Raw genomic sequence first — 26106 nt, forward strand, 5'->3', positions numbered from 1 at the left:
GTGGTTGTGCGCCATACTTCTCCCCCACATCGTTTTTAGCCTCTTCTCGCGCAGTGCTCCTCGTTGACGCTTGATTACGTATATATAATGCGTATAGTTCTCATTTGCATTTCATTTGATAAATACTAAGGCCCGACAACGGGCCATTTTTGCGCGCACGTTAAGAGCTCATTATGAACAACACCACAATGCACAAAACGCTGCTGGCGATTGCCATCGGCGCGGTTACACACTCCGCCTTTGCGGCGGAAGAGAAAAAAGAGGACACCATCGTGGTCCAGTCCACGGCGGGGAGTGATTTCAAACCCGGCGGTGACCAGCTGCTTCCGGCCTTCCTCGACGGCCAGGTGGCTAACGGCGGACGTATGGGGATGCTCGGGCAGCAGAACGCCATGGACGTGCCGTTCAACATCATTAGCTACACCTCGAAGCTGGTGGAAGATCAGCAGGCGAAAACCATTGCTGACGTGGTCGCTAACGACGCGGGCGTGCAGTTCGTTCAGGGGTACGGCAACAGCGCGGAAACCTTCCGTATCCGCGGCCTGAAGTTTGACGGCGACGATATGACCTTTGGCGGATTGTCCGGCGTACTGCCGCGTCAGGTGGTGGATGCCCAGATGGTTGACCGCATCGAGATCTTCAAAGGGGCCAACTCCCTGATGAACGGCGCGGCCAGCTCGGGCGTGGGCGGGATGATCAACCTTGAGCCAAAACACGCGGGCGACATCCCGCAGGCGAAAGTGGGCGTCGACTACACCTCGGATTCCCAGATTGGCACCACGCTGGATGCGGGGCGTCGCTTTGGCGATAACGACCAGTTCGGCGCGCGGGTGAACCTTGTGCATCGTGAAGGCGAAACCGGCGTGCCGAACGACCGCCGCCGCACCACGCTGCTCTCCACCGGTCTGGATTACAAAGGTGACCGTTTCCGCACCTCGCTGGACCTGGGCTATCAGAAAAAAACCTTCCACGGCAGCCCGACCAGCGTCAACATCTCGGCGGTGGACTTCGTGCCTGAACCACCGAAGAACGATCGCAACTTCTCGCAGAAGTGGGCCTACAGCGATATCGAAAACGAATTCGGCATGTGGCGCAGCGAGTACGACATCACCGATAGCTGGACGGCCTATACCGGCCTCGGCGCACAGCACGCGCACGAAGAGGGGATCTACAGCGCCCCGAAGCTGATGGATAAAAGCGGTAATGCGACGGTCAGCCGCCTTGATACCAACCGCATCAGCGATTCCGTCAGCGGCATGGCGGGCATTCGCGGTAACTTCATGACCGGCTTCGTCTCGCACAAGGTGAATGTCGGGTATTCGGCGATGACCAAAAACGAAAAAATCGCGTGGAAAATGTCTGCCGCGGCGGATAACCCGACCACCAACATCTACCACAACACTGGCGTTGCTATGCCGGACAGCAGCAACTTCAGCGGCTCAGGCGGCAAATACAGCGATCCGCTGACCAGTGGGCGCACCCGCACGCAGGGCTGGCTGTTGAGCGATACCCTGGGCGTGCTGGACGACAAACTGCTGTTTACCGCAGGCGCACGCCATCAGAAAGTGGTGATTCGCGGGTACAACAAAATTACCGGTGCGGAAAACGACGCGGACGGTTTTGACGGTAGCCGCTGGATGCCAACCTACGGCGTGGTCTATAAGCCGTGGGAGGAAATTTCCCTCTACGCCAACCACACCGAGGCGTTACAGCCCGGTGAAACTGCGCCTCGCTCAGCAAACAACTACGGCCAGAGCACCGGTATCGTGCACTCTAAGCAGAACGAAGTGGGTGTAAAGGCGGACTTTGGCCGCGTGGGCGGCTCCCTGGCACTGTTTGAGATCAAAATGCCGTCGGCCATCCTCGACGACAGCGGCCACTACGGCCTGGACGCTGAACAGCGTACACTACGGCCTGGACGCTGAACAGCGTAACCGTGGCGTGGAGCTGAACGTTTTCGGCGAGCCAATGCTTGGGATGCGTCTGAACGCCAGCGCCACCTGGCTTCAGGCCGAGCTGACCAAAACTAAAAACGGCGTGAACCAGGGGAACGACGCGATCGGTATTCCGAACTTCTACGCCGTGCTGGGCGCAGAATACGATATCAAGCCGATTGAGGGCCTGACGGCGACCGCGCGCGTTAACCACTCCGGCACGCAGTATGCCGATCTTGCGAACACCAAAAAGCTGGACAGCTACACCACGCTGGATCTGGGTATGCGCTATCGCTTCGCGGTGAACCACAATGAAAACCAGATGACCGTGCGAGCAGGCATCGACAACGTGACCAACGAGAACTACTGGTCAAGCGTGGATGATTCCGGTACTTACATCACTCAGGGCGAGCCGCGTACCTTTAAGGTCTCGGTTGGCTACGAGTTCTAAGCGTTCCACCTCGTTATCCGGGGCAGGGACGCCCCAATCCCTTCGTTGTTGTGTTATAAAATTGTAATAAAAGCTTCTTACACTGGTCGCCACATCCTTACCTCTTGGCCAATGACAGGAAGCCGCTATGGGCAGACCCCTCAAATCCGTATTTAAAAAAGAACATCGCGACGATATCAGTAACCGCAGCGCTAACCCGGTATTCTCCGAGGTGGCAGAGGTGTTCCTCTCCCGCCGCCGTTTTCTCCAGATGGGGGCCGTAGCGGGGGCCGCCGTATCATTCCCGTATCTGATCACACCCGAGAATGCGATTGCCGCGGTCTCAAAACCGTCCGCGCTGGCAAAAGCGGTTTCCCTGGGCTTTACCAGCATCGACGTCTCCACGGAAGATACGGTCAGGGTGCCGGAAGGTTATATTGCCCGCCCGTTCTATCGCTGGGGCGATCCGACAGGCATCAAAAACAACATGCCGGCGTTTAAACCGGACGCCAGCAATACCACAGACGAGCAGGCCGTGCAGGCGGGCATGCACCACGACGGCATGGCGTGGTTTAGCCTGCCGCAGGGGGCGCAAAGCCCGGAGCATGGCCTGCTGGCGATGAACCATGAATACATCGATAACGGAATGCTGTTTACGGACGGTACGGCGAACTGGAGCCTCGACAAAGCCCGCAAGGGGCAGAACGCGATGGGCGTGTCGGTGGTGGAAGTGAAAAAAACGGGCAGCGGCTGGGAGGTGGTGCGTCCGTCTTCGTTCGCCCGCCGTATTACCGTCAATACGCCGATGCAGCTTACCGGCCCGGCGCGGCATCAGGACTTAATGAAAACCGCCGCCGATCCGCAGGGGGAACGCGTTCTGGGCACCATGCAGAACTGCGCCAACGGCCACACGCCGTGGGGGACCTATCTCACCTGCGAGGAGAACTGGTCGGACATATTTGTGAAAAAAGCCGATCTCAACCCGCTGGAAAAACGCTACGGCATTAGCGACAGCGATGAATCATACCGCTGGAACGAGGTGGATGAGCGGTTCAGCGTCGATAAAACCCCTAACGAACCCAACCGTTTCGGCTGGGTGGTGGAGATCGATCCCTACAACCCGACCTCCACGCCGCGCAAGCACACCGCGCTGGGCCGCTTCAAGCATGAGGGGGCCGCCGTCACGCTCGCCGCCGATAATCGCGTGGTGGTTTATATGGGTGACGACCAAAAGTTTGAGTACATCTATAAATTTGTCTCGGATAAAAAATACGATCCCGCGAACCGGGAAGCCAATATGCAGCTGCTGACGTCCGGCACGCTGTACGTCGCCAGGTTCAACCAGGACGGAAGCGGCGACTGGCTGCCGCTGATCTTCGGGCAAAATGGCCTGGATAAAAGCAACGGGTTTGAAAGCCAGGGCGATCTGCTGATCAAAACCCGCCTGGCGGCCGACGCGGTGGGGGCAACGAAAATGGATCGTCCCGAGTGGATTGCCGTCGATCCGCACGCCAGCGGCAGCGTCTACTGTACGCTCACCAACAACAGCGATCGCGGGAAAGAGGGCAAGGCACCGGTCGATGCTGCTAACCCGCGCGCCAACAACGTGTACGGGCATATTATGCACTGGCTCGAAGAGGGGGCCGATCCTGCCGCCTCACGCTTTAAGTGGGATATTCTGGTCATGGCCGGGCGCACCGACGGCGACGATCCGAAGGCCAAAGGCTCGATGCAGGGCGCGGAATTTGGCAGCCCGGACGGCCTGTCGTTTGACCACCAGGGCGTCCTGTGGATCCAGACCGATGTCTCCTCCAGCACCATCAATAAGAAAGCGTACGAGGGGATGGGCAATAACCAGATGGTGGCTACCATTCCAGGCACCAACGAGTATCGCCGATTCCTGACCGGGCCGCGCGGGTGCGAAATCACCGGCATTGCATTTACGCCAGACAACCGGACGCTGTTTATCAACATTCAGCATCCGGGGGAGGGCGGGGATGATATTACCGACCCGGCCAACCCTCGCGCTGTTTCCAGCTGGCCAGACGCGAGCCCGAACGGGCGTCCGCGATCGTCAACGGTGGTGATCGTCAAAGCAGACGGCGGGATCATCGGGTCGTGACGTTTATCCGCCGGGCGCATGCGCTGGCCCGGCGTTAAGCTTGCTACCACCAGCATGAAGTGTTAAAACGTGCCCCTTCTAAAAAAGAGACAGGGGTAGGGCGTGAAAGACGCGTCATCCGCTTCAGGCCATGGTAGCGCTGAAGCTTCGTCGGATCAGAGTCCGACGCTGCAACGTGGTTTGCAAAATCGACATATTCAGTTAATTGCCCTTGGCGGCGCGATCGGTACCGGGCTGTTTCTCGGCATCGGCCCCGCCATTCAAATGGCTGGCCCGGCGGTTCTGCTGGGTTACGCTCTCGCAGGGATTATCGCCTTCCTGATCATGCGCCAGCTCGGCGAGATGGTTGTTGAAGAGCCGGTGTCCGGCTCCTTCGCGCATTTTGCCTATAAATACTGGGGTCCGTTCGCAGGCTTCCTCTCCGGCTGGAACTACTGGGTGATGTTCGTGCTGGTCGGGATGGCGGAGCTGACCGCCGCAGGCATCTATATGCAGTACTGGCTGCCGGATGTGCCAACGTGGATCTGGGCGGCGGCCTTCTTCATCATCATCAACGCCGTTAACCTTGTGAACGTGCGCCTGTATGGCGAGACCGAGTTCTGGTTTGCGCTGATCAAGGTGCTGGCGATTATCGGCATGATCGGCTTTGGCCTGTGGCTGCTGTTCTCCGGCCACGGCGGCGAGCGTGCATCGATCGACAACCTGTGGCAGCACGGCGGCTTCCTGGCGACTGGCTGGAAAGGGCTGATCCTCTCGCTGGCGGTCATTATGTTCTCCTTTGGCGGTCTGGAGCTGATTGGCATCACCGCTGCCGAAGCGCGCGATCCGCACAAAAGCATTCCGAAAGCGGTCAACCAGGTAGTGTACCGTATCCTGCTGTTCTATATCGGCTCGCTGGTGGTGCTGCTGGCGCTCTATCCATGGGTGGAAGTAAAATCTGACAGCAGCCCGTTCGTGATGATCTTCCATGACCTGAACAGCAACGTGGTGGCTTCCGCGCTGAACTTCGTCATTCTGGTGGCGTCTTTGTCGGTGTACAACAGCGGGGTTTACTCCAACAGCCGCATGCTGTTTGGCCTCTCCGTACAGGGCAACGCGCCGAAGTTCCTTACCCGCGTCAGCCGTCGCGGCGTGCCGATCAATTCGCTGTTCCTTTCCGGCGCTATCACCTCGCTGGTGGTGCTGATCAACTATCTGCTGCCGAAAGAGGCGTTTGGCCTGCTGATGGCGCTGGTTGTCGCCACGCTGCTGCTGAACTGGATCATGATCTGCCTGGCGCACCTGCGCTTTCGCGCCGCGATGCGCCGCAAGGGGCGCGAGACGCAGTTCAAGGCGCTGCTCTATCCGGCGGGGAACTACATCTGTATCGCCTTCCTCGGCCTGATTCTGGTGCTGATGTGCACCATGGATGAGATGCGCCTGTCAGCGATGCTGCTGCCGGTGTGGGTGGTGTTCCTGTTTGTTGCCTTTAAACTCTCTCGAAGGTAAAAGCAAAACGGCAATCAGGTTGCCGTTTTTAGTGTTTGCACCCTCTCCCTGTGGGAGAGGGCCGGGGTGAGGGCACCAGACCGCACCACACTGCCCGCCTTCACGCCCGGTGGCGCTGCGCTTACCGGGCCTACATGTTCGGGGACGTTATTTAGTAGGCCGGGTAAGGCGAAGCCGCCACCCGGCACCTCCGCTTCACCATTATCGTGACCCCTCTCCCAATTCTGTTTCGATCCACAGGATCTTTGTTTTGTAATCGATTACTTTTCATTTGGACTAATTTGTAATCGATTACTTTTTCCGGGTGAGGCTTATCATGGTGTCAACTGAGAGTAGTGAAAAGGCGATAACGCAGCACCGGCTGCTGGTGCCGCGTCTGTCGCTGATGATGTTTCTGCAATTTTTTATCTGGGGTAGCTGGTCGGTCACGCTTGGCCTGGTGATGACCCGGCACAACATGTCACTGCTGATTGGCGACGCGTTCTCAGCCGGGCCCATCGCCTCCATTCTTTCGCCGTTCGTGCTCGGGATGCTGGTGGACCGCTTCTTCGCTTCACAGAAGGTGATGGCGGTGATGCACCTCGCGGGCGCGGCGATCCTCTGGTTCGTGCCGGGGGCGCTGATTGCTGAGAACGGCGCGCTGCTGATTGGCCTGCTGTTTGGCTACACGCTCTGCTACATGCCAACGCTGGCGCTCACCAACAACATCGCGTTCCACAGCCTGGCAAACGTGGATAAAACTTTCCCGGTGGTGCGTGTGTTTGGCACCATCGGCTGGATCGTGGCGGGCATTTTTATCGGCGTCACCGGCGTGGCGTCCAGCGTGACCATCTTCCAGGTGGCGGCGGTCAGCTCCGTGCTGCTGGCGCTCTATAGCCTGACGCTGCCGCACACGCCAGCACCGGCGAAAGGCCTGCCTGTGAAGGTGCGCGATCTCTTCTGCGCGGACGCCTTCGCGCTGCTTAAAACCCGCCACTTCTTCGTCTTCTCCGTCTGCGCAATGCTGATCTCCGTCCCGCTCGGCACCTATTACGCCTACACCGCCTCGTATCTGGCGGATGCCGGCATTGCCGACGTCAGCACCGCCATGTCCTTCGGGCAGATGTCTGAGATCGTCTTCATGCTGGTTATTCCGCTGCTGTTCCGCCGCCTGGGCGTGAAATATATGCTGCTGATCGGCATGCTGGCGTGGTTCGTACGTTATGCCATGTTCGCGCTGGGCGTCAGCGAGGAGGGGCGCATTCTGCTGTATCTGGGCATTCTGCTGCACGGCGTCTGCTACGATTTCTTCTTTGTCGTCGGCTTTATCTACACCGACCGCGTGGCGGGAGAAAAGGTCAAAGGCCAGGCGCAGAGCATGATCGTGATGTTCACCTATGGCATCGGCATGCTGCTCGGCTCGCAGATTTCAGGGGCGCTTTACAACCGCCTGGTGGCAGGGCAGACCGTGCCACAGGCGTGGGTTACATTCTGGTGGATCCCGGCGGTGGCTGCCGCGGCGATCTCGCTGATTTTCCTTCTCACGTTTAAGTATGACGATGACAAGGCGTAATGTTCTGGAGGTGGTATGAGGACAATGAAAGGACCGGGTATTTTTCTGTCGCAGTTTATTGGCGGGGAAGCGCCCTTCAACACGCTCGACGGGCTGGCAGAATGGGCGGCGTCGAAGGGTTACAAAGCGGTGCAGATCCCCTGCAACCATCCGCATATCTTTGATGTGGAGAAAGCCGCAGAGAGTCAGGCCTACTGCGACGACATCACCGCTAAGCTGGCCGCGCACGGGCTGGTCATCAGCGAGCTGTCGACCCATCTGGAAGGGCAGCTTGTGGCGGTGAACCCGGTTTACAGCGAGGCGTTTGACCACTTCGCACCCGCATCCGTGCGCGGTAACGATGCGGCGCGTCAGGCGTGGGCGACGGAAAAACTGAAGCAGGCGGCGGTCGCCTCGGCCCGATTAGGCCTGAAAGCGCACGCCACCTTCTCCGGCTCGCTGGCCTGGCCGTTTTTCTATCCGTGGCCGCCGCACAACGAGCAGCGTTTTCAGGAGGCGTTCGAGGCGCTGGCAACCCGCTGGCGGCCAATACTGGATACCTTCGACGAGCAGGGCGTGGACGTCTGCTTTGAGCTGCATCCGGGGGAAGATCTGCACGACGGCGTAACCTTCGAGCGTTTTCTGGCGCTGGTGGATAACCATCCGCGCTGCAACATTCTCTACGACCCGAGCCACATGCTGCTTCAGCAAATGGATTACCTGACCTTTATTGATCTCTACCATGCGCGCATTAAAGCGTTCCATGTCAAGGACGCGGAGTTCCGCCCCAGCGGGCGCAGCGGCGTCTACGGCGGCTACCAGCCGTGGATCAACCGCGCCGGACGTTTTCGCTCGCTGGGTGACGGGCAGATCGACTTTAAGGGCATCTTCAGCAAGCTGACCCAGTACGACTACGACGGCTGGGCGGTGCTGGAGTGGGAGTGCTGCCTGAAGGATGGCGATACTGGCGCGAGTGAAGGCAGCGAATTTATCCGCCGCCACATTATTCCCGTTTCCGGACGGGCGTTTGATGATTTCGCCGCAGGGGGCAGCCATGATTAACGTCGGGATTATCGGCAGCGGGTTTATTGGCCCGGCACACATCGAGGCGCTCAGGCGTCTCGGGTTTGTGCAGGTGGTCGCGCTCTGCGACGGTTCGCTCGTTAAGGCGCAGGAAAAGGCGCGCCAGCTAAATGTGCCGCATGCTTACGCCAGCGTGGAAGAACTGCTCGCGCACTCCAATCTGCATGCGGTGCACAACTGCACGCCGAACCACCTGCACGCGGAGATTAACCGCCAGATCCTGCGCGCGGGCAAGCACGTGTTTTCCGAAAAGCCGCTGTGCATGACGCCGGATGAGGCGCGCGAGCTGGTGGCGCTGGCAGAGCAGGCGGGCGTGGTGCATGGCGTGAGCTTTGTCTATCGTCAGTTTGCGATGGTGCGCCAGGCGGCGAGCATGATGCGCGCGGGCACCCTCGGGCGGCTGTTTGCCTCGCACGGCAGCTATTTACAGGACTGGATGCTGCTGGAAACCGACTACAACTGGCGGGTGGATGCCGCGCTCGGCTGCGCATCGCGGGCGGTGGCGGATATCGGCTCCCACTGGTGCGATACGGTGCAGTATGTCACCGGCAGGCGCATTACTGGGGTGATGGCTGATTTATCCATCGTCTGGCCGACGCGCAAGGCTAATGTGGCAGGCAATCAGACGTTTACGCACGACGAACATGCTCACTATGAAGATAAACTGGTCACCACCGAAGACTTCGGCTCGATGCTGTTGCGTTTTGACGACGGGAGCAAGGGCAGCTTTAGCGTCTCGCAGGTGAGCGCGGGGCGAAAAAACCGCCTGACCTTTGAAATTAACGGCAGCGAGCAATCAGTGGCGTGGGATCAGGAAACCCCGCAGCAGCTGTGGATCGGCCATCGCGCCCGGGCAAACCAGACGCTCAGCGACGATCCGGGTTTGATGAACCGTGATGTGGCCGACAGCGCCCATTTCCCCGGCGGACACATTGAAGGCTGGCCGGATGCTTTTAAAAATATGATGGCGCAGTTTTACCGTGCCGTGCAGGCGGGAGCGATGCCGGATAAGCCGCAGTTTGCCACCTTCCACGATGGCGCCAGTGTGATGTATATCCTTGATGCGATTGTGAAAAGCCATCAGCAGCAGCGCTGGGTGCGTGTGGAATACTGACGCATTGCCCGGTTCGCCGGGCAACCAATTTATGGTAGCCTGCACAAAACGCTAACCGCAGGATGTATCGTCGCTATGTCAATTCAGAAAATCGCTCAACTGGCCGGGGTATCCGTGGCAACGGTCTCTCGCGTACTGAATAACAGCGATACCGTGAAGGCAAAAAACCGCGAGCGCGTTTTGCAGGCGATCCAGGAGAGTAACTACCAGCCCAATCTGCTGGCGCGTCAGCTGCGCACCGCCCGCAGCTATATGATCCTGGTGATGGTCTCGAACATCGCCAACCCGTTCTGTGCCGAAGTGGTGAAGGGCATCGAAGCCGAGGCGGAGAAAAACGGCTACCGCATTCTGCTGTGCAACTCCGGCTCGGATATTGAGCGCTCCCGCTCGGGCTTAAGCCTGCTCTCCGGCAAAATCGTCGATGGCATTATCACTATGGATGCGTTCTCGAAGCTGCCGGAGCTGGCCGCGCTGATTGGCAACGCGCCGTGGGTGCAGTGCGCCGAATACGCCGATGCGGGCGCGGTCTCCTGCGTGGGGATTAACGATGTTGATGCCTCCCAGCACGTTGTCAGCCAGCTTGCCGACGAGGGCCGCAAACGCATTGCGCTCATCAACCACGACCTCAGCTACAAATATGCCCGTTTGCGCGAACGCGGCTATAAGAGCGTCATACACCTGCGGGATCTGGACTATCAGGCGGTGGAGTACGCCAGTGAGCTCAGCTCCAGTGCGGGCATGGCGGCGATGCAAAATCTGTTAACGGCAAACCCGCCGGATGCGGTGTTTGCCGTTTCCGATACGCTGGCGGCGGGGGCGCTGCGCGCCATTCAGCAGGCAGGGCTGCGGGTGCCAGAAGATATCGCGGTGGTGGGTTTTGACGGCACCGAGCTGGCGGAGATGATTTCTCTCACCACCATTGAACAACCGTCGCGGGATATCGGGCGCAAGGCGGTCAATCTGCTGTTAAATAAGATCGACAACCCGGATGCGCCCACGGAAAGGGTCATGATGGACTGGCGCTTTATTTCCCGCGCCAGCACCTGATTATCTGGCGATGAAGCCAGCCAGCGAGCGAATATCGTTTCCGGTTGGCGACTGGTGAATACGCAGGCCAAATTCATCCACCACCGCGAAAATATGATCGAAGATGTCGGCCTGAATATCTTCGTATTCTGCCCAAATCACCGTGTTGGTAAAGGCATATATTTCAATCGGCAGCCCGTTGGCATCGGGCGCGAGCTGGCGCACCATCAGCGTCATATCTTTACGAATACGCGGGTGGTTACGCAGATATTCATTCAGATAGGCACGGAAGGTGCCGATATTGGTCATCTTGCGCAGGTTTAATACCGATTCCCCTTCGCCGTTCTGCTGATTCCACAGGTTAATTTCCTCGTGACGCGCGGCCAGATACGGCTTCAGTAGTTTCGCCTGAATCAGTTTCTGCTGCTCCTGCTCATCGAGGAAATGAATGCTGGTGGTATCGATATTCAGGCTACGCTTGATGCGGCGACCACCGGAGGCTGACATGCCGCTCCAGTTGATGAACGCGTCGGACACCAGCGCCCAGGTCGGGATGGTGGTGATGGTGTTATCGAAGTTGCGCACTTTAACGGTGGTCAGGCCGATGTCGGTCACCGTGCCGTTGGCCCCGTATTTCGGCATCTCCAGCCAGTCCCCGAGCTTCAGCATGTCGTTGGCGGAGAGCTGAATACCGGCCACTAAGCCCAGTATCGGGTCTTTAAAGACCAGCATCAGAACGGCAGCCATCGCACCCAGGCCGCTTATCAGAATGGCGGGTGACTGACCGATCAGAAGGGAGATAATTAATATTCCCACCAGAATGGCGCTCACCAGCTTGATGCCCTGGAATATCCCCTTCAGCGGCAGCTGTGATGCGGTGGCCATTTTCTGCGACAGATTAAAAATCACATCCAGCAGCGAGAAGAAGGAGAGCAGGGCATAGACCATCACCCACAATTTTGCGCAGGTGGTGAGCATTTCCGCCGCTTCGCTGCCTTTTTGCAGCCACAGAACCGCCTGAACGTTGACGATTATCCCCTGGAGGGTAAACGCCAGACGGTGAAATAACTTGTTCTGCGTAATGATCTGCAACCATAAATGGCTGCTGGCCTGCGCGCGTTTTTCGAAGGCGCGCAGCACCACTTTGTGCAGAATAAAATGAACGATAATGGCTGTAAGAAAAATAATACCAAAGATAATCACTAAAGAGGTGGTGTGATTAATTTCAATCCCTAACTCTTCAACCTGAGCAATTAATTCCTGCATAACGTCTCCTGTATTGATGCAGCCCCATAATGGCGGCTGCGGATCTATTATGCAAATTCAGGCAGTTTTATTTTGTCGCCGGACAGGCCTTGACGACCGGCAAACACAGACGATGGCGCATACGCAGCGTGGCCACTGCCAGCACCCCCATCATGGCCGTTTCCACCATCAGGAAGACGTTGACTGCCTGGGTGTAATCTCCGTGATGATTTTGCAGCCCGTGCAGCAAAATCGCGCCGAAAATGGCCGGGCCAAGCCCCAGCGCAGCCTGTTGCAGCGTGCTTAAAATCGCGCTCGCGGACCCCGCGTCGTCAGGCTGAATATCGCGCATCCCGATACGGTAGAAGCTGTTTACAATCAGCGCCTGCCCGTAACCCACCAGCCCGGTGGCCGGGGCCAACGTCAGCGCGGTATTCTGCATTCCCCAGTGACGGAACGTGGCGATCAGCGCCACCAGGCCAACAAGCTGAATCGCAAGCCCGGTCAGCAGGATGGCGCTGGTGCTGTAGCGGGCAATCAGGCGTGGGGCGAACCAGGCGGAAATAAAATAGGTGACGCCGAGCGCGATAAAGCTGTTCCCGGACTGCCACGGCGCCATCCCCAGACCGCTTTGCATGGTCAGCGCCATACAGAACATAAACCCGGACCAGACGCTGAAAAAGAGTATCCCGATCAGCACGCCAAAACGGATGCTGCGCAGCTGCAACAGGCGCGGCGCGATGAGCGGGTGGGCATCTTCTCGCTCTTTCTTACGCGCGTTTAACACCATCAAATAGACCAGCGGCACAATCGCCAGCAGCGCGGCCTTCAGCGGCCACGACCAGTGCCATTGCGGGCCGAGCGCCATCGGGAACAGCAGACAGCACAGTATCGCCGTCAGCAGGATAGTCCCGGTCCAGTCAATGCGCGACGGCGTGTCGCGGCGGGTTTCCGGTACGTAGCGACGGCTCAACGCCAGCACCACCAGACAAATCGGCACGTTGATAAAGAAGGCGTTACGCCAGCCAAGCCCGGCGATGTCCGCCGACACCAGCCAGCCGCCACCCATCTGGCCGACGATAAACGCAATCCCGCCGATACCCCCGAACAGGCTGATCGCTTTGGCGTGTGCCGTTCCTTTTAACGTCACGTGCAACGTCGCGAGAATTTGCGGCATGATCAGCGCGGCGCCCGCGCCCTGGATAATGCGCGCGGCAAGCAACTGTTCGATATTGCCCGCTATGCCGCACAGCAGCGAGGCCAGGCCAAAACTCGCCACGCCCCACATAAACAAGCGACGGCGGCCAAGGTTATCGCCCAGCTTGCTGCCGGGGGCCAGGCAGACGGCAAAGGCCACGCCGTAGAGGGCGACGATCAGCTCCAGTTCGGTGGCGGTGGCGTGTAACGAATGGGTGATGGAATCCAGCGCCACGTTGGTGATCGAGGTATCAATCAGCGGCAGCATCTGGCCGGTTAATAGCAATATCAGGCCCGCACGACCCGGTGAAACAACTGACGTATTCATGGTGACTCCATTGCGTCAAACAGCGTAGAGTCGTAGCATCAACCATCTGATAAACGGGTACCAGTTCTTACTTATACTGGTACTGGTACTACCATGCAGGAGATGTTATGGCGCTGATGTCTGAACCTGTCACCTCTCTCCAGGATGACACCCGCAAGCAGCTGGGCGCGTTTTTGCGTGCCCGGCGCGAAAGCCTCGATCCGCAGCGGCTCGGCTTACCGCGCAGCGGCCGTCGCCGCACGCCGGGCCTGCGCCGGGAGGAGGTAGCGATGCTCGCGGATGTCGGTGTGACCTGGTACACCTGGCTGGAACAGGGCCGGGACGTCAATCCGTCCAGCGCGGTGATGGCCGCCATTGCAAAAGCGCTGCAATGCACCCCGACCGAAGCCCGGCATCTTTTTGTGCTTGCCGGTTTGCCGCCGGGCGAAGCCCCGCAGGCGGTGTGCTGTGAGGGGATCAGCGAAGGCACGCGTCGCCTGCTGGATACCCTGATGCCGAAGCCTGCCAGTATTCAGAAACCGAATTTCGATATCGTGGCGTGGAACGACAGCTTCGGATACCTGATGGGCGTCGATTTCAACGCTATCCCGCCGGAAGATCGCAACTGTATTTACCTGTTCCTCACCCATCCGGCGTGGCGCGCGCGGCTCGGCAAACGTGACGACGTGCTGCCGATTTTCGTCTCCTACTTCCGCGCGGCAATGGCTGAGCACCGTGGCGACCCGCTCTGGGAAGCGAAGCTGGCGCGTTTTTTTGCGGTGTCCGAGGAGTTCAAAACCCTGTGGCACCAGCGCAACGACGTGCGCGGCGTGGAGAACCAGCTCAAGCTGTTCACCCATCCCGAGCTGGGGGATTTTCATCTCCAGCAGATGTACTGGTACTCCGCCCCGCGAAACGGATCGCGGCTGCTGGTCTATTTACCGGTGGACGAGGCGGGGGAGAGGGCGATGGCGTGGCTGGAGGCGCAGGGGAAATAAGTTTTTTGCGAGGGGCTTTCAGGGAATAAGAGCTGGCTCTGCTAAGCGGATGAGACAGGTATAAGGTGGCGTTTAACTTAAACCAACCGACTGAATCGACATCATTTCGATGAGGGATTAAGTCGACTATACTCACGCCATGAGAAACAACAAATGTCGCCACTGATGATTGATTCCGCAGACTTCAGCCAAAAACTCGGCCTTATCTCCCGAAACGTCGAACACACCGAAGCGTTCCTGGCACGAGGTACGGCGGAATTTCATCTGCCGGGGTTTCTGCTGCCTGTGGGATACCGGCTCCTGAAATCGCGTTATGGTGATGAATATCGTCTCGTGACCACCGATGACGGCAAACCTTATACGGCGTATGCCGTAAAGCTTAAATTTCATAAAGAAATTACCTTTCCCCACGGTGCCGCCACGCAGGTGATGGTGTGGCGTACTCCGCGTGCCGTTCATCAACGCGTGATAAGCGGGTTGCCACAACTCTTTTTTCAGTGGGTGCTAAGCGAATACGACATCGTTGTCTCTGACAGCGAACAAACGGGAGACGGGCAACGGTTCTGGCTGCGCATGATCGACTGGGCGTTTACCATGAACTATCGCATTAGTGTGGCGGACGGTACGGTGGGAGAAGAGTGGACGTTAACGCCCGTAAATTCCTACGCTGAGCTGGAAGAGCGCTGGATTGCTTTTGCCTGGGGAAACGATCGTGAGGTCCATCCGCATCGCAGGCTTGTCATCAGTAAAGCGTAACGGGCCGCATGCAGCGGCCCATTTTCATTAGCATTCAGTCACAATCGTGCTCAGCGGCAGGCGAGACTTCGGCAGCGTGGCATTGAAATCCTCAACGCTGTGATGCCCAACCGGCACCACCACCAGGCTGGTGAAGCCTTTCTCTTTCAGGCCGAACTCTTCGTCGAGGATTGCGGCATCGAAGCCTTCAATCGGCACTGCGTCCAGGCCCATCGCGGCCACGCCCAGCAGGAAGTTGCCGACGTTCAGGTAAACCTGCTTCGCCATCCACTGGTCGTCATCTTTCAGATCCACGCGGTGCATGTCGGCAAAATAGCAGCGGCCTTTGTGGTTCGCGGCTTTTGCTTCTGGCGTGGCGAAACGGCCGTCAGCCTCTTCCTGATCGACGACGCGCTCAAGCCAGGCATCGTCCATCGCGGTTTTCGCGCAGAACACCACCACGTGAGAGGCATCCAGCATTTTGCGTTCGTTAAACACATAGGTGCCCGCCGCAGATTTTGCCACGCGCGCTTTACCCTCTTCAGTGCTGGCAACAATAAAGTGCCACGGCTGGGAGTTGGTGCTGGACGGGCTGTATTGCAGCAGCGTTTTGATTTTTTCCGCTTCTTCTGCGGTCAGTTTTTTGGCTGGGTCGAACGCCTTGGTAGAGTGGCGTTTCAGGGCGACAGAAATAATATCCATAACAACTCCTGGTGATGAAATTCGCCCGCGGGCGGGCGTGAAAGGAAAGCAGATTACCGCGCGAAGCGGGAAAAGATAAGTGCGATTCGAGCGCTTATTCTGTTCGTCTCAGACGAACAATCAGGCTGGCCGAATCCACTTCTGATCTTTTTTCGGCAGTTTATCAACGACCAGATTCCACGAATCCGTAATCAGGTCGGTGACCAGTTCAGGCGTGATGTCGTCCGTGCCATAAAGGGAGATCCAGTGTTTTTTATTCAGATGGTAGCCAGGCTCCACGCCACGGTAGATCTGCTGATTGAGCAGCGATTTTTCCGGATCGGATTTCAGGCTGACGTGGGCCCGACCGTGAGCGGTCGCCATCAGCATAAAAATTTTCCCGCCCACCTTAAACACGTCATACTCCGGGCCAAACGGCCAGCAATGTTCGGTAAAAGGCATCTCCAGCGCGACGCGTCTGGCATGTTCCTGCAAGGCTTTACTGTCCATGGCTCTCTTCCTCAGCAAGCCCGCGCCACATGGCTTCAAAGCCCAGCGCTTTAAAATCGACGGCACGGGACGGATCGCGCGCGGCAAACTCCATGGTGGTTTCAGCCAGCGATAAGAATATTGCATCACCGAAGGTCTTAAACTCGTCAGACATAAACACCGGGCGCACCGAGCGGTGACACAGTTCGTGTATTTCCGGGAACATGTCTTTCACCGCCTGCTCGGTTTCAATGTTCAGCTTTTCACTGACGCCAATCTGGCGGATAGCCGCATGCGCCAGGGGGTTACGAATGCCCCAGTCCACATAGCTATTCCAGATATTACGGGTATGCTCTTTTGGCTGGGTGATGGTGCGATCGAGGTTTGCCAGCATGGTCTGGCAAAGATCCTGCTTCAGATGCAGATAGAGGGCATTCAGCAGATCGTCTTTGGTAGCAAAGTAGCGAAACAGTGTCCCTTCAGCGACGCCCGCATTACGGGCAATTAACGCCGTTGAGGCGGCAATACCTGACTGCGCAAACGCAGCCGTTGCTGCTTCCAGTAAGGCCTGTTTTTTATCTTCACTCTTCGGACGTGCCACTAAATTTTTCCTCCCGTCAATTGTAAAAACCCTGATTGAAACACGTGCTTTGCCACGCTGCAACGCGGAATGTCAAAGATCGAAAACCTTCTTGACGGCGTAATCATCCTATCTATAATGAGTGCTTACTCACTCATAATCAAGTTCAACCCGCGCAAACTATCGGACAGGGCGCGTTGGCGGGTCAGGATAATGAAAAAGCCTCTATTCATCTGCGTGGTGTTAGTCATGATTATTGCTTCAGCTGCCAGTTTACCGTTTGTACTGAATGCCGGATTTGGCCAGCCACCGCAGGGTGCGCAGCTCTCTGAAGTGGAGGCCTCTCCGCACTATCGCGACGGGCAATTCCATAACACGCTCCCTACGCCGGGCTTTACCGGGCAACAAAATATGCTGGTGGCGTGGTGGCAGTTCCTTACCCGTAAAACCGAAAACGCCCGTCCTGCGCAGCCGCTGCCGCTGGTGAAAACCGATCTGGCGAGCCTGTCGCCTGAACAGGACACGCTGGTGTGGCTCGGCCACTCCTCCTGGTATATGCAGCTGGCGGGGCAACGAATCCTGATCGATCCGGTTCTGAGTAACTACGCCGCACCGTTCTCCTTCCTCAATAAAGCCTTTGCGGGGGAGTACCCATGGCGTGCGGAGAGCATGCCGGAGATCGACCTGCTGATTATCTCCCACGATCACTATGATCATCTGGATTACGCCACCATCAAGGCGCTGCTGCCGAAGGTTAAGCGCGTGGTCACCCCGCTGGGCGTGGGTTCGCATCTGCGCTACTGGGGGATGAACCCTGAGATTATCGACGAGCGGGACTGGAACCAGTCGGTACGTATCAGCGATGCGCTGACGGTACATGTTCTGCCGGCGCGCCATTTTTCCGGGCGCGGCATTAAGCGTAACCAGACCCTGTGGGGCAGCTTTATGTTTGTCTCTCCGGAGCAGAAGGTCTACTACAGCGGAGATTCCGGTTATGGCCCGCACTTCAAAGCAATTGGCGAGCAGTTTGGCGGAGTGGACTTAGCCATTATGGAAAACGGCCAGTACGACCAGGACTGGAAGTACATCCATATGCATCCGGCGGAAACGGCGCAGGCCTCGGCAGATCTCAATGCCAGAGCGGTCGTACCGGGACATAACGGGCGTTTTGTGCTGGCGAAACATACCTGGAACGATCCACTGATCCAGCTGGCGAAAGCCAGTAAGGATAAAAACTACCGGCTGCTGACACCGGAGCTGGGCGAGCCCGTGCGGGTGAGTGATACCACGCAACAATTTCGCGAGTGGTGGGAATAATGTTTAAGCGAGAAGCAGAGGGGGAGAGCAGTATGACGATTTCCGCTCAGGTCATTGATACGATTGTCGAATGGATCGATGACAACCTACACCAGCCGTTACGCATCGAAGAGATTGCCCGCCACGCGGGTTACTCAAAATGGCATTTACAGCGGCTGTTTATGCAGTACAAAGGCGAAAGTCTGGGGCGCTACATCCGCGAACGCAAGCTGCTGATGGCGGCGCGCGATCTGCGTGAGTCAGACGAGCGCGTGTACGATATCTGCCTGCGCTACGGGTTTGACTCGCAGCAGACGTTTACCCGCATCTTTACCCGCACCTTCAACCAGCCGCCCGGGGCGTACCGCAAAGAGAACCATAGCCAGACACATTAACATGTCGCGTGTAGGCCGGGTAAGGCGTAGCCGCCACCCGGCTTTTTTGTGGGCTCGGTGCCCGTAATTGCCCGGTGGCGCTGCGCTTACCGGGCCTACAAATCCCTTACCACCGATAATTCACCGTCGCCGTCACCGTCCGGCCAATCCCGTAGAAGCACGCCGTATCGCTTGCGCATGACGCCACATACTTCGTGTCCGCCACGTTATTGACGTTGAACTGCACGCTTGCCCCTTTCAGGCTGCGGTTCATCTCGCCCAGATCGTAGCGCAGCATCGCGTCATACAGATCCACCGATGGCACCTTAAAGGTGTTCTTCGCATCGCCGTAGCTGGTGCCGATGTAGCGCATCCCCACGCCAGCGGTCAGGCTCTTCAGCACGCCGCCCGGAACGGTATAGCTGGCGAACGCCGATGCCATATGCGCTGGAATGCGCGCAGGCGTTTTGCCTTCTGTTCCCGCCACCGTGGTGCTTTCGGTTTTTGCATCGGTATAAGTGTAGGAGCCAATCAGGTTGATGTTATCCATCAGCGTGGCGTGGATTTCCGCTTCAGCGCCTTTCGAACGCACCTTGCCCGCATTTTCGAACCAGCCTTCAGCGCTGTTATAGGTCGCTACGTTGTCCTGAGTTAAATCGTACAGCGCGAGAGTCATCAGCGTGGTGTCGACCGGCTGATATTTCAGGCCAATCTCGGTCTGCTCACCGGTAGTTGGCCTGAATGGCGCGACGCCCGGCGCACGGTTGGTTTGCAGGTTCGGCTCAAACGACGTGCTGTAGCTGATGTACGGCGAGAGACCAAAATCGAACGCGTACAGCAGGCCAGTGCGCCAGGTAAATTTGCTGTCGTTCTGCTGCGTAAAGCTATTATCGGTGAAGTCGTTGGTACGCACTTCGCTCCAGTCGTAGCGCCCGGAAACCAGCCACTCCCAGTTGTTCCAGCTCATCTGATCCTGAAGATACAGCCCCATCTGGTCGAGATTTTGCTGCTCGTCGGAGGCCGTTTTGAAGGTGCTTTCATCCACGTTCACGCCGTAAACCGGGGTTGTCCAGTCGAGGTCATACTGTGAGCCGCTCCCGCGCGCCAGCAGCTGTTTATCCTTGCTTGTCTTGTAATCAAACCCGCCGAGCAGGGTATGGCTGACGCTCCCGGTCTCCAGCAGATATTCCAGCTGGTTATCGAGGCCAAATTCATTGGTCGTGCGCTCTTCACGCTGGGCGCGACGGGTCAACACCGTGCTGTTGGCCGCGCTGTTGGCGTAAACCAGATAACGGTATTTCTGCTTGATGGTGGCGTAACGGGCGTTCTGGCGGAAGGTGAGGTTGTCGGCGAACTGGTGTTCCAGCTCGTAGCCAATCATCGTCTGCTCGCGCCAGGACTGATTGTAATTCGGATCGCTGACGTTAAAGTCGCGTGGGATGTACTTCCCGTCGACGCTTTTCACCGTGCCATACGCGGGCAGGAAGTTGCGGTATCCGGCATCCGGATCTTTCTGGTAGCTGGTCAGCAGCGTAAAGCGGGTCTGATCGTTCGGATACCAGGTGATCGCCGGGGCGATCGCCATCCGCGTCTCTTTATAATCGTCCACCTGATTATGCTGCGTACGGGCGATACCGTTCACGCGATACAGCACGTGGCCGTCGTCGCTCAGCCTGCCGCCGAAATCAAACGCACCTTCGGCGAGATCGTTATTGCCGGTGCGGAACTGCACGTTGTGAATGGCCTCCGCCGTCGGGCGCTTGCTGGTCATGCTGATTAACCCGCCAGGATTCACCTGACCAAACAGGACCGACGCCGGGCCGCGCACCAGCTCCACGCGCTCCAGCAGCCACGGGTCAACTGTGCCCGTCTGTGATGAGGCCGTTGCGCCAAAGCTTAAGCCGTCGAGGAATTTTGGCACGTAGCTAAAGCCGCGCACAAACACCTCGTCGTTACGGTTAGACGAGCCCCGGTATTCGGTAAACACGCCCGCCGAGTAGCGCAGCGCCTGCGAAACGGATGTGACGTCCTGCATGTTCATTTGATCGCGGGTGATCACCGATACCGACTGCGGCGTCTTCACAATCTCCGCGCTGGTCTTGGTGGCGGAGAGCGTTTTCGTCGCCACAATGCCTTTTACGGGCGCAGTGGGCTCTTCACTCACGCCCTGCGTCACCGTAATCGTTTCTTCTTTCGTTTCTGCCTGAGCCGCGACGCTGGTCGTCGCCAGACTCAGCAGCCAGAGCTGCATTATCTTATTATTTTTAAACATTTTTATTGAACGTCCTTGGTTGCTATCGCCATAAAAACACCGGTAAATCGCCGTTGATGATATTGCAAATTATTACCATTTGCATTAGCGTTGTTAACAAATTTCGTTGGGGAACAAGCGGTAATGAAGAGGGTATGGAGTGGGTTGCTGTTGGGGATCGGCGCGCTGCCCGCCATGGCGGCAACGTGCGAGCAGTCGTCCCGGCAGGGCGATGTTCAGGGAAAGTTTGATGCCAGCGGCGAAGTCTGCTTCTCCCTGCCTGAACTGGGTGAAAATTACGTTTCCGCCACGCTGAATGGCGTGACGGATGCGCGCCTGCTGGATGGGCAAAACCGCCGCATCCGCACGCTGATCGAAAACGGTCCTGCGGACGGGGAACACACGCTGCTGTTTGCCCTGCCGGTGAAACAGAACACCTCGCTGGTGCTACACGGCGAAGCCGGTAAGCCGTGGCGTTTTCAGTGGCGGATGAAAGAGACCTCTCCGTTACCACGCGTGCAGATGCTGGCGCCAGTAAGCCCGACGCTAAAGGCGCTGGCAAACGTCCTTTCTGCCGGTGGAAGTACCGAGGCGTTCTGGCAGGCGCAGCGTCGACAGGGAACGCCAATGGTGGAACCGGTAGATGCGAGCCATAAGCGCGTGACCTTTCTGTGGCGCGGCGCGCGGGATAACGTCTTCATTCTCGGCTCTCCGGCGGGGGATCACGATCCGCTGTTCCGCCTGGGCAACAGCGACGTCTGGTTCCGCAGCTACGTGGTCCCCGCTGATACGGTGATGCAATATAAGCTCGCCCCCGATGTGCCGATCGTTGAAGGCTCTGCCCGCGATCAACGCCGTGCCATCCTGGTGAGCGCACAGGCCGATCCGCTTAACCCGAACACCTTTGGGGAGCAGAAGGCGGATCGATGGAACCGTTACTCGCTGCTCGATCTCAGCCCGGCGCGCTACTGCTCCGTTCAGGCCACGGCAAAGCCGCTGGTGCACGGGACGTTGAGCCGTCAGAGTTTTTCCAGCCACATCCTCGGCAACGCCCGCGACGTGATGATCTACAAACCGCGCGGCGCACAGCCCGCACGCTGGACGTTAATTCTGTTCGACGGGCAGATTTATCAGGACGAATACCATTTTGCCAACGTGCTGGACGGTCTGATTGCCCGGCATCACCTGCCACCGATTAACGTGGTATTTATCGACAGCCTCGATCACGCCCGTCGCGGCAACGAGCTGCCGCCGAACCCGGAATTTGCTGACTTTATGGCGCACGAGCTGCTGCCGTGGCTGCGCGGGCAGGGCATCGCGATGCAGCGGCAGAAAACGGTGCTGGCGGGGTCGAGCTACGGGGGAATTGCCTCGTCATGGGTGGCGCTGCGCTATCCGCGCCTGTTTGGCAACGTGCTGAGCCTTTCCGGCTCCTACTGGTGGGCGCCGAAAGGTGACGCCCCCGGCTGGCTGACGCGTCAGTACCAGCAGTCGCCGCCGTATCCGGTGCGCTTCTGGTTACAGGCCGGAAAGTTTGAAACCACGGGGCCGGGCGGCGGCATTTATCGCACCACGCAGGATTTTGAACAGGTGCTGAAGGAAAAAGGCTATCGCGTCAGCTTCCACCCCTCATCCAGCGGCCACGACTACGCGGCCTGGTGTGAAGCGCTGATCCACGGGATGCGCGATCTCACTGGCTTACGACGCCAGTGAAAACCAGCGGCGCCAGATGAAACGCAGGATAAAGAATTCTATGGCGCCGAGCACCAAAAACCACAGACAGAACAGAATGGTGTACAGCTGATTCAGATCGACCATATGAAAGGTCTGAACCAGTTTCTGCGCCAGCACCAGACCCAGCGACGGCGCAGGTAACAGCAGACAGGAGAGCAGGGCCATCAGCAAAATGCCCCCTGCGGTGAGCAGCGATTCTAACGGGTGTTTCATCGTAATGTTAATCGTGAGTTAAAAATGTCATTGTCCGGCATCCTGAAACGTAAAGCAATATCATCCCCACTGGCAAAATTGAGTGAAAGGCCACCGTTATTCTGCGAGTTAATAACGGAAAATAGATAATATTTCCGGGGCGATTAAATTAATATCGCGTAATGTAAATAAACGTCTTTTTCACGAAAATAATTTTACAAAGCTATAGGTGCTATATCCAATTAACGTCGCAATAACAATGGCTGCGACAATGTATAACGCCAGGCGCCGCCCGCGATAAATACCAAACATGCTTCCTCCTCGTTTAGTGTTGGTTTAGAAATATTTTGTAAAAATCAACGCGTCGAAATAATTTTAATCAGTTTTGAATAACCGGGTAGTCAATATATTGCGGTAGATCAATTTAACCCGCAAGACTTAAAAATGAATTATTTAAAGCCAGAAAGGAATTCCGGCTTCCGTCCACCGGATATTGAAGGAAAAATACCATGACCAAAAAAAATTTCTCGCAGAATATGCCACCCGCAGGCGGGCAGGCGTACCAGCAGACCGTAGAGCAGGTGCTTGCTCAGGCGCAGAGCCAGGCGAATGGCCTGGACCGCACCGAGGCGCAGGCACGTTTGCAGAAGCATGGCCCGAACGCGCTGCCGGAGAAAAAAGGCAAGCCGGGCTGGCTGCGTTTTCTCGCGCATTTTAACGATGTCCTGATTTACGTCCTGCTGGCGGCCGCCGTATTAACGGCTGTAATGGGACACTGGGTTGATACGCTGGTTATCCTGGGTGTGGCGGTAATCAATGCCTTAATTGGCCACATTCAGGAAAGTAACGCAGAAAAATCCCTGAAGAGTATTCGCAATATGCTCTCCAGCGAGGCGCGCGTAATTCGTAAAGGTAACCATGAAACCATCCCGACGACGGAAATCGTCCCGGGCGATATTATTGTGTTGCGCGCAGGAGATCGTATTCCGGCGGATATGCGCTTAATCGAAGCGCATAATTTACGCGTGGAAGAGGCAATTCTGACCGGCGAATCCACCGTGGTGGATAAACACATTAATCCGCTGAGCGGTGAATTGCCGCTGGGCGACCGCACCAATATGGTCTTCTCCGGGACGACCGTAAGCGCGGGCGGTGGCGTTGGCCTGGTCACCGCGACCGGTAAGGATACGGAGCTCGGCCACATCAACCAGATGATGGCGGGCATTGAAAAGCACCGCACCCCGCTGCTGGTGCAGATGGACAAGCTGGGCAAAGCGATTTTCGCCATCATTCTGGCGATGATGGCCGCGCTGTTTGTCTTCAGCCTGGTGTTCCGCGAGATCCCGATGGGCGAGCTGCTGCTCTCCCTGATTAGCCTGGCGGTAGCCTCCGTACCGGAAGGTCTGCCGGCGATTATCTCCATCATCCTCTCTCTGGGCGTACAGGCGATGGCGCGTAAGCGGGCGATTATCCGCAAGCTGCCGACGGTTGAAACCCTGGGCGCGATGACCGTGGTCTGCTCGGATAAAACCGGCACCCTGACCATGAACGAGATGACGGTGAAAGCCATCATTACCGCCGATACGTGCTATCGCGTGGACGGCAACAGCTACGAGCCGGTGGGCAACCTCTACCTCGAAGGCAGCGACGAGCCGGTGCAGATCCAGCCGGGCACCGTGCTGGAGCAGTACCTGCGCACCATCGACCTGTGTAACGACAGCCAGCTGATTCAGGACGAGCGCGGCCTGTGGGGCATCACTGGCGGCCCGACCGAGGGCGCGCTGAAGGTGCTGGCGGCAAAAGCCCACCTCGCACCGGTCGAGGCCACCCTGGTCAACAAGATCCCGTTCGACTCGCAGTACAAGTACATGAGCACCCACTACCAGATTGGCGGTGAGGAGCAGATTTTGATCACCGGCGCGCCGGACGTGATTTTCGCCCTGTGTGAGCAGCAGCAGACCCGCAACGGTGCGCAAGCCTTTGACCGCGCGTACTGGGAAACGGAGATGGAGCGCTATGCGCGTCAGGGGCTGCGCATGGTCGCCGCGGCGTTCAGGCCAGCGAACGGTGAGCAGGCACTGACTCACGACGACCTGAGCCACGGCCTGATCTTCCTCGGCATTGCCGGGATGATGGATCCGCCGCGTCCGGAAGCGATTGAGGCAATTAACGCCTGCCAGCAGGCGGGGATCCGCGTGAAGATGATCACCGGGGATCACCCGCAGACGGCGATGAGCATAGGCCAGATGCTGGGGATCACTAACAGCGAGCAGGCGGTCACCGGCTATGAGCTGGAGAAGATGGACGACGCGGAGCTGGCCGAAGCGGCGGTGAAGTATGACATCTTCGCCCGTACCAGCCCGGAGCATAAGCTGCGCCTGGTGAAAGCGTTACAGGACAAAGGCGAAATCGTCGGCATGACCGGTGACGGCGTGAACGATGCGCCAGCGCTGCGTCAGGCGGATGTGGGTATTGCGATGGGCATCAAAGGCACGGAAGTCACCAAAGAGGCGGCGGACATGGTCCTGACGGACGATAACTTCGCCACCATCGCCAGCGCGGTGAAAGAGGGGCGTCGCGTTTACGACAACCTGAAGAAGACCATTCTGTTCATCATGCCGACCAACCTGGCGCAGGGGCTACTGATTGTGATTGCGCTGCTGGCGGGGAATATCATTCCGCTGACGCCGGTGCTGATCCTGTGGATGAACATGGCGACCTCCGCCACGCTCTCCTTCGGCCTGGCCTTCGAGGCCGCCGAGCGCAACATAATGCGCCGCCCGCCGCGCCAGACCGGGCAGCACGTGATGGACGCCTACGCCGTATGGCGCGTGGCTTTCGTCGGCACCATGATTGCCATCGCCGCCTTTGCGCTGGAAGCCTGGCTGGCCCCGCGCGGGCACAGCGCGGAGTTCATCCGCACCGTGCTGCTCCAGATGCTGGTCTGCGCCCAGTGGGTGTACATGATTAACTGCCGCAACACCGAAGGGTTCTCCCTGAACCGCGGCCTGCTGGCGAACAAAGGGATCTGGCTGGTAACGGGCGTACTGTTCCTGCTCCAGGCGGCGATCATCTACCTGCCGTTTATGCAGATGCTGTTCGGCACCGAAGCACTGCCGCTGCGCTACTGGTTCGTGACGCTGGCGGTGGCGGGGGTGATGTTCTTCGTCGTCGAAATCGAGAAGCGACTGACCCGCAGGTTCCGTAAGGCTGCATAACTAAAACCTTACCCCTCACCCTGCCCTCTCCCCAAAGGGGAGAGGGTGTTCAAGTTCCCTCTCCCCTTTGGGGAGAGGGTT

The 26106-nt window shown here is 57.9% G+C and carries 19 protein-coding genes and 1 pseudogene; 13 read left to right on the forward strand and 7 right to left on the reverse strand.

What is annotated here, in order from left to right; all coding sequences use genetic code 11:
* Positions 1-173: 173 nt before the first annotated feature.
* The 7 genes and pseudogenes from ACQG1K_RS05720 to ACQG1K_RS05750 all read left to right on the forward strand — a co-directional run bounded on the left by ACQG1K_RS05720 (position 174) and on the right by ACQG1K_RS05750 (position 10749).
* Positions 174-2385, forward strand: a pseudogene (locus ACQG1K_RS05720) (TonB-dependent receptor).
* A gap of 127 nt (positions 2386-2512) precedes the next feature.
* Entirely contained in the window at positions 2513-4486 is a 1974-nt protein-coding gene (locus tag ACQG1K_RS05725) for a PhoX family protein (protein ID WP_367075337.1), read from the forward strand.
* A 102-nt stretch (positions 4487-4588) separates the two neighbouring features.
* The gene (gene pheP, locus ACQG1K_RS05730; RefSeq protein ID WP_023305623.1) at positions 4589-5974 is read left to right on the forward strand and encodes a phenylalanine transporter; all 1386 of its coding nucleotides are present in this window, start codon (positions 4589-4591) and stop codon (positions 5972-5974) included.
* A gap of 316 nt (positions 5975-6290) precedes the next feature.
* Positions 6291-7526: an MFS transporter gene (locus ACQG1K_RS05735; RefSeq protein ID WP_367075339.1), complete on the forward strand. Its 1236-nt coding sequence runs from the start codon at positions 6291-6293 to the stop codon at positions 7524-7526.
* Between the two features lie 15 nt (positions 7527-7541).
* Entirely contained in the window at positions 7542-8567 is a 1026-nt protein-coding gene (locus ACQG1K_RS05740; RefSeq protein WP_022647323.1) for a sugar phosphate isomerase/epimerase family protein, read from the forward strand.
* Positions 8560-9702, forward strand: a complete 1143-nt coding sequence (locus ACQG1K_RS05745) for a Gfo/Idh/MocA family protein (RefSeq protein WP_367075341.1) — start codon at positions 8560-8562, stop codon at positions 9700-9702. Before ACQG1K_RS05740 ends, ACQG1K_RS05745 begins: the two co-directional genes overlap by 8 nt.
* Positions 9703-9777: 75 nt before the next feature.
* A complete protein-coding gene (locus tag ACQG1K_RS05750) occupies positions 9778-10749 on the forward strand; it encodes a LacI family DNA-binding transcriptional regulator (RefSeq protein WP_023305626.1) in 972 nt (323 codons plus the stop codon).
* Here the strand turns inward: ACQG1K_RS05750 and ACQG1K_RS05755 are convergent, their stop codons facing one another.
* Both ACQG1K_RS05755 and ACQG1K_RS05760 read right to left on the reverse strand, forming a co-directional pair.
* A complete protein-coding gene (locus tag ACQG1K_RS05755) occupies positions 10750-11994 on the reverse strand; it encodes a mechanosensitive ion channel family protein (RefSeq protein WP_023299505.1) in 1245 nt (414 codons plus the stop codon). It lies immediately after the preceding gene.
* Between the two features lie 67 nt (positions 11995-12061).
* A complete protein-coding gene (locus tag ACQG1K_RS05760) occupies positions 12062-13498 on the reverse strand; it encodes an MFS transporter (RefSeq protein WP_302215545.1) in 1437 nt (478 codons plus the stop codon).
* A gap of 107 nt (positions 13499-13605) precedes the next feature.
* Between ACQG1K_RS05760 and ACQG1K_RS05765 the strand changes: the two genes are divergently transcribed.
* Together ACQG1K_RS05765 and ACQG1K_RS05770 are read left to right on the forward strand one after the other, a co-directional pair.
* On the forward strand, positions 13606-14475 hold the full coding sequence (locus tag ACQG1K_RS05765; RefSeq protein WP_023299507.1) for a helix-turn-helix transcriptional regulator: 870 nt from the start codon (positions 13606-13608) through the stop codon (positions 14473-14475).
* 153 nt (positions 14476-14628) lie between these two features.
* On the forward strand, positions 14629-15231 hold the full coding sequence (locus ACQG1K_RS05770) for a hypothetical protein (protein WP_022647329.1): 603 nt from the start codon (positions 14629-14631) through the stop codon (positions 15229-15231).
* Between the two features lie 27 nt (positions 15232-15258).
* On the opposite strand, the gene nfsB is transcribed toward ACQG1K_RS05770, so the two are convergent.
* The 3 genes from nfsB to ACQG1K_RS05785 form a co-directional block, all read right to left on the reverse strand.
* Positions 15259-15912, reverse strand: coding sequence for an oxygen-insensitive NAD(P)H nitroreductase (nfsB, locus tag ACQG1K_RS05775; protein WP_003858884.1), 654 nt, complete (start codon positions 15910-15912; stop codon positions 15259-15261).
* A 120-nt stretch (positions 15913-16032) separates the two neighbouring features.
* Entirely contained in the window at positions 16033-16401 is a 369-nt protein-coding gene (locus ACQG1K_RS05780) for an MmcQ/YjbR family DNA-binding protein (protein WP_022647330.1), read from the reverse strand.
* Positions 16391-16981, reverse strand: coding sequence for a TetR/AcrR family transcriptional regulator (locus ACQG1K_RS05785; RefSeq protein ID WP_023299509.1), 591 nt, complete (start codon positions 16979-16981; stop codon positions 16391-16393). Before ACQG1K_RS05785 ends, ACQG1K_RS05780 begins: the two co-directional genes overlap by 11 nt.
* A gap of 192 nt (positions 16982-17173) precedes the next feature.
* On the opposite strand from ACQG1K_RS05785, the gene ACQG1K_RS05790 reads away from it, so the two are divergent.
* Together ACQG1K_RS05790 and ACQG1K_RS05795 are read left to right on the forward strand one after the other, a co-directional pair.
* Positions 17174-18277, forward strand: coding sequence for a RomA family MBL fold metallo-hydrolase (locus tag ACQG1K_RS05790; protein WP_022647332.1), 1104 nt, complete (start codon positions 17174-17176; stop codon positions 18275-18277).
* Between the two features lie 32 nt (positions 18278-18309).
* The gene (locus ACQG1K_RS05795; RefSeq protein ID WP_017694370.1) at positions 18310-18651 is read left to right on the forward strand and encodes a RamA family antibiotic efflux transcriptional regulator; all 342 of its coding nucleotides are present in this window, start codon (positions 18310-18312) and stop codon (positions 18649-18651) included.
* A 106-nt stretch (positions 18652-18757) separates the two neighbouring features.
* On the opposite strand, the gene ACQG1K_RS05800 is transcribed toward ACQG1K_RS05795, so the two are convergent.
* Positions 18758-20902 carry a TonB-dependent siderophore receptor gene (locus ACQG1K_RS05800; protein ID WP_367075345.1) on the reverse strand — a complete coding sequence of 715 codons (2145 nt, stop codon included), beginning with the start codon at positions 20900-20902 and terminating at the stop codon, positions 18758-18760.
* Positions 20903-21025: 123 nt separating this feature from the next.
* On the opposite strand from ACQG1K_RS05800, the gene ACQG1K_RS05805 reads away from it, so the two are divergent.
* Entirely contained in the window at positions 21026-22594 is a 1569-nt protein-coding gene (locus ACQG1K_RS05805) for an alpha/beta hydrolase-fold protein (protein ID WP_280005199.1), read from the forward strand.
* On the opposite strand, the gene ACQG1K_RS05810 is transcribed toward ACQG1K_RS05805, so the two are convergent.
* On the reverse strand, positions 22580-22828 hold the full coding sequence (locus tag ACQG1K_RS05810; RefSeq protein WP_003858875.1) for a DUF1158 domain-containing protein: 249 nt from the start codon (positions 22826-22828) through the stop codon (positions 22580-22582). The genes ACQG1K_RS05805 and ACQG1K_RS05810 overlap by 15 nt on opposite strands.
* A gap of 488 nt (positions 22829-23316) precedes the next feature.
* Between ACQG1K_RS05810 and ACQG1K_RS05815 the strand changes: the two genes are divergently transcribed.
* Positions 23317-26025, forward strand: coding sequence for a cation-transporting P-type ATPase (locus tag ACQG1K_RS05815; RefSeq protein ID WP_367075347.1), 2709 nt, complete (start codon positions 23317-23319; stop codon positions 26023-26025).
* The last annotated feature ends 81 nt before the right edge of the window (positions 26026-26106 follow it).

Origin of the sequence: Enterobacter cloacae complex sp. 402C9 (genome assembly GCF_050030745.1) — a bacterium.
Classification (GTDB): Bacteria; Pseudomonadota; Gammaproteobacteria; order Enterobacterales; family Enterobacteriaceae; genus Enterobacter; species Enterobacter intestinihominis.

Coding starts and splice junctions, on each gene's coding strand:
- ACQG1K_RS05725 (WP_367075337.1), top strand. CDS start 2,513: ATGGGCAGACCCCTCAAATCCGTATTTAAAAAAGAACATCGCGACGAT.
- ACQG1K_RS05735 (WP_367075339.1), top strand. CDS start 6,291: ATGGTGTCAACTGAGAGTAGTGAAAAGGCGATAACGCAGCACCGGCTG.
- ACQG1K_RS05740 (WP_022647323.1), top strand. CDS start 7,542: ATGAGGACAATGAAAGGACCGGGTATTTTTCTGTCGCAGTTTATTGGC.
- ACQG1K_RS05745 (WP_367075341.1), top strand. CDS start 8,560: ATGATTAACGTCGGGATTATCGGCAGCGGGTTTATTGGCCCGGCACAC.
- ACQG1K_RS05750 (WP_023305626.1), top strand. CDS start 9,778: ATGTCAATTCAGAAAATCGCTCAACTGGCCGGGGTATCCGTGGCAACG.
- ACQG1K_RS05755 (WP_023299505.1), bottom strand. CDS start 11,994: ATGCAGGAATTAATTGCTCAGGTTGAAGAGTTAGGGATTGAAATTAAT.
- ACQG1K_RS05760 (WP_302215545.1), bottom strand. CDS start 13,498: ATGAATACGTCAGTTGTTTCACCGGGTCGTGCGGGCCTGATATTGCTA.
- ACQG1K_RS05765 (WP_023299507.1), top strand. CDS start 13,606: ATGGCGCTGATGTCTGAACCTGTCACCTCTCTCCAGGATGACACCCGC.
- ACQG1K_RS05770 (WP_022647329.1), top strand. CDS start 14,629: ATGTCGCCACTGATGATTGATTCCGCAGACTTCAGCCAAAAACTCGGC.
- nfsB (WP_003858884.1), bottom strand. CDS start 15,912: ATGGATATTATTTCTGTCGCCCTGAAACGCCACTCTACCAAGGCGTTC.
- ACQG1K_RS05780 (WP_022647330.1), bottom strand. CDS start 16,401: ATGGACAGTAAAGCCTTGCAGGAACATGCCAGACGCGTCGCGCTGGAG.
- ACQG1K_RS05790 (WP_022647332.1), top strand. CDS start 17,174: ATGAAAAAGCCTCTATTCATCTGCGTGGTGTTAGTCATGATTATTGCT.
- ACQG1K_RS05795 (WP_017694370.1), top strand. CDS start 18,310: ATGACGATTTCCGCTCAGGTCATTGATACGATTGTCGAATGGATCGAT.
- ACQG1K_RS05800 (WP_367075345.1), bottom strand. CDS start 20,902: ATGTTTAAAAATAATAAGATAATGCAGCTCTGGCTGCTGAGTCTGGCG.
- ACQG1K_RS05805 (WP_280005199.1), top strand. CDS start 21,026: ATGAAGAGGGTATGGAGTGGGTTGCTGTTGGGGATCGGCGCGCTGCCC.
- ACQG1K_RS05810 (WP_003858875.1), bottom strand. CDS start 22,828: ATGAAACACCCGTTAGAATCGCTGCTCACCGCAGGGGGCATTTTGCTG.
- ACQG1K_RS05815 (WP_367075347.1), top strand. CDS start 23,317: ATGACCAAAAAAAATTTCTCGCAGAATATGCCACCCGCAGGCGGGCAG.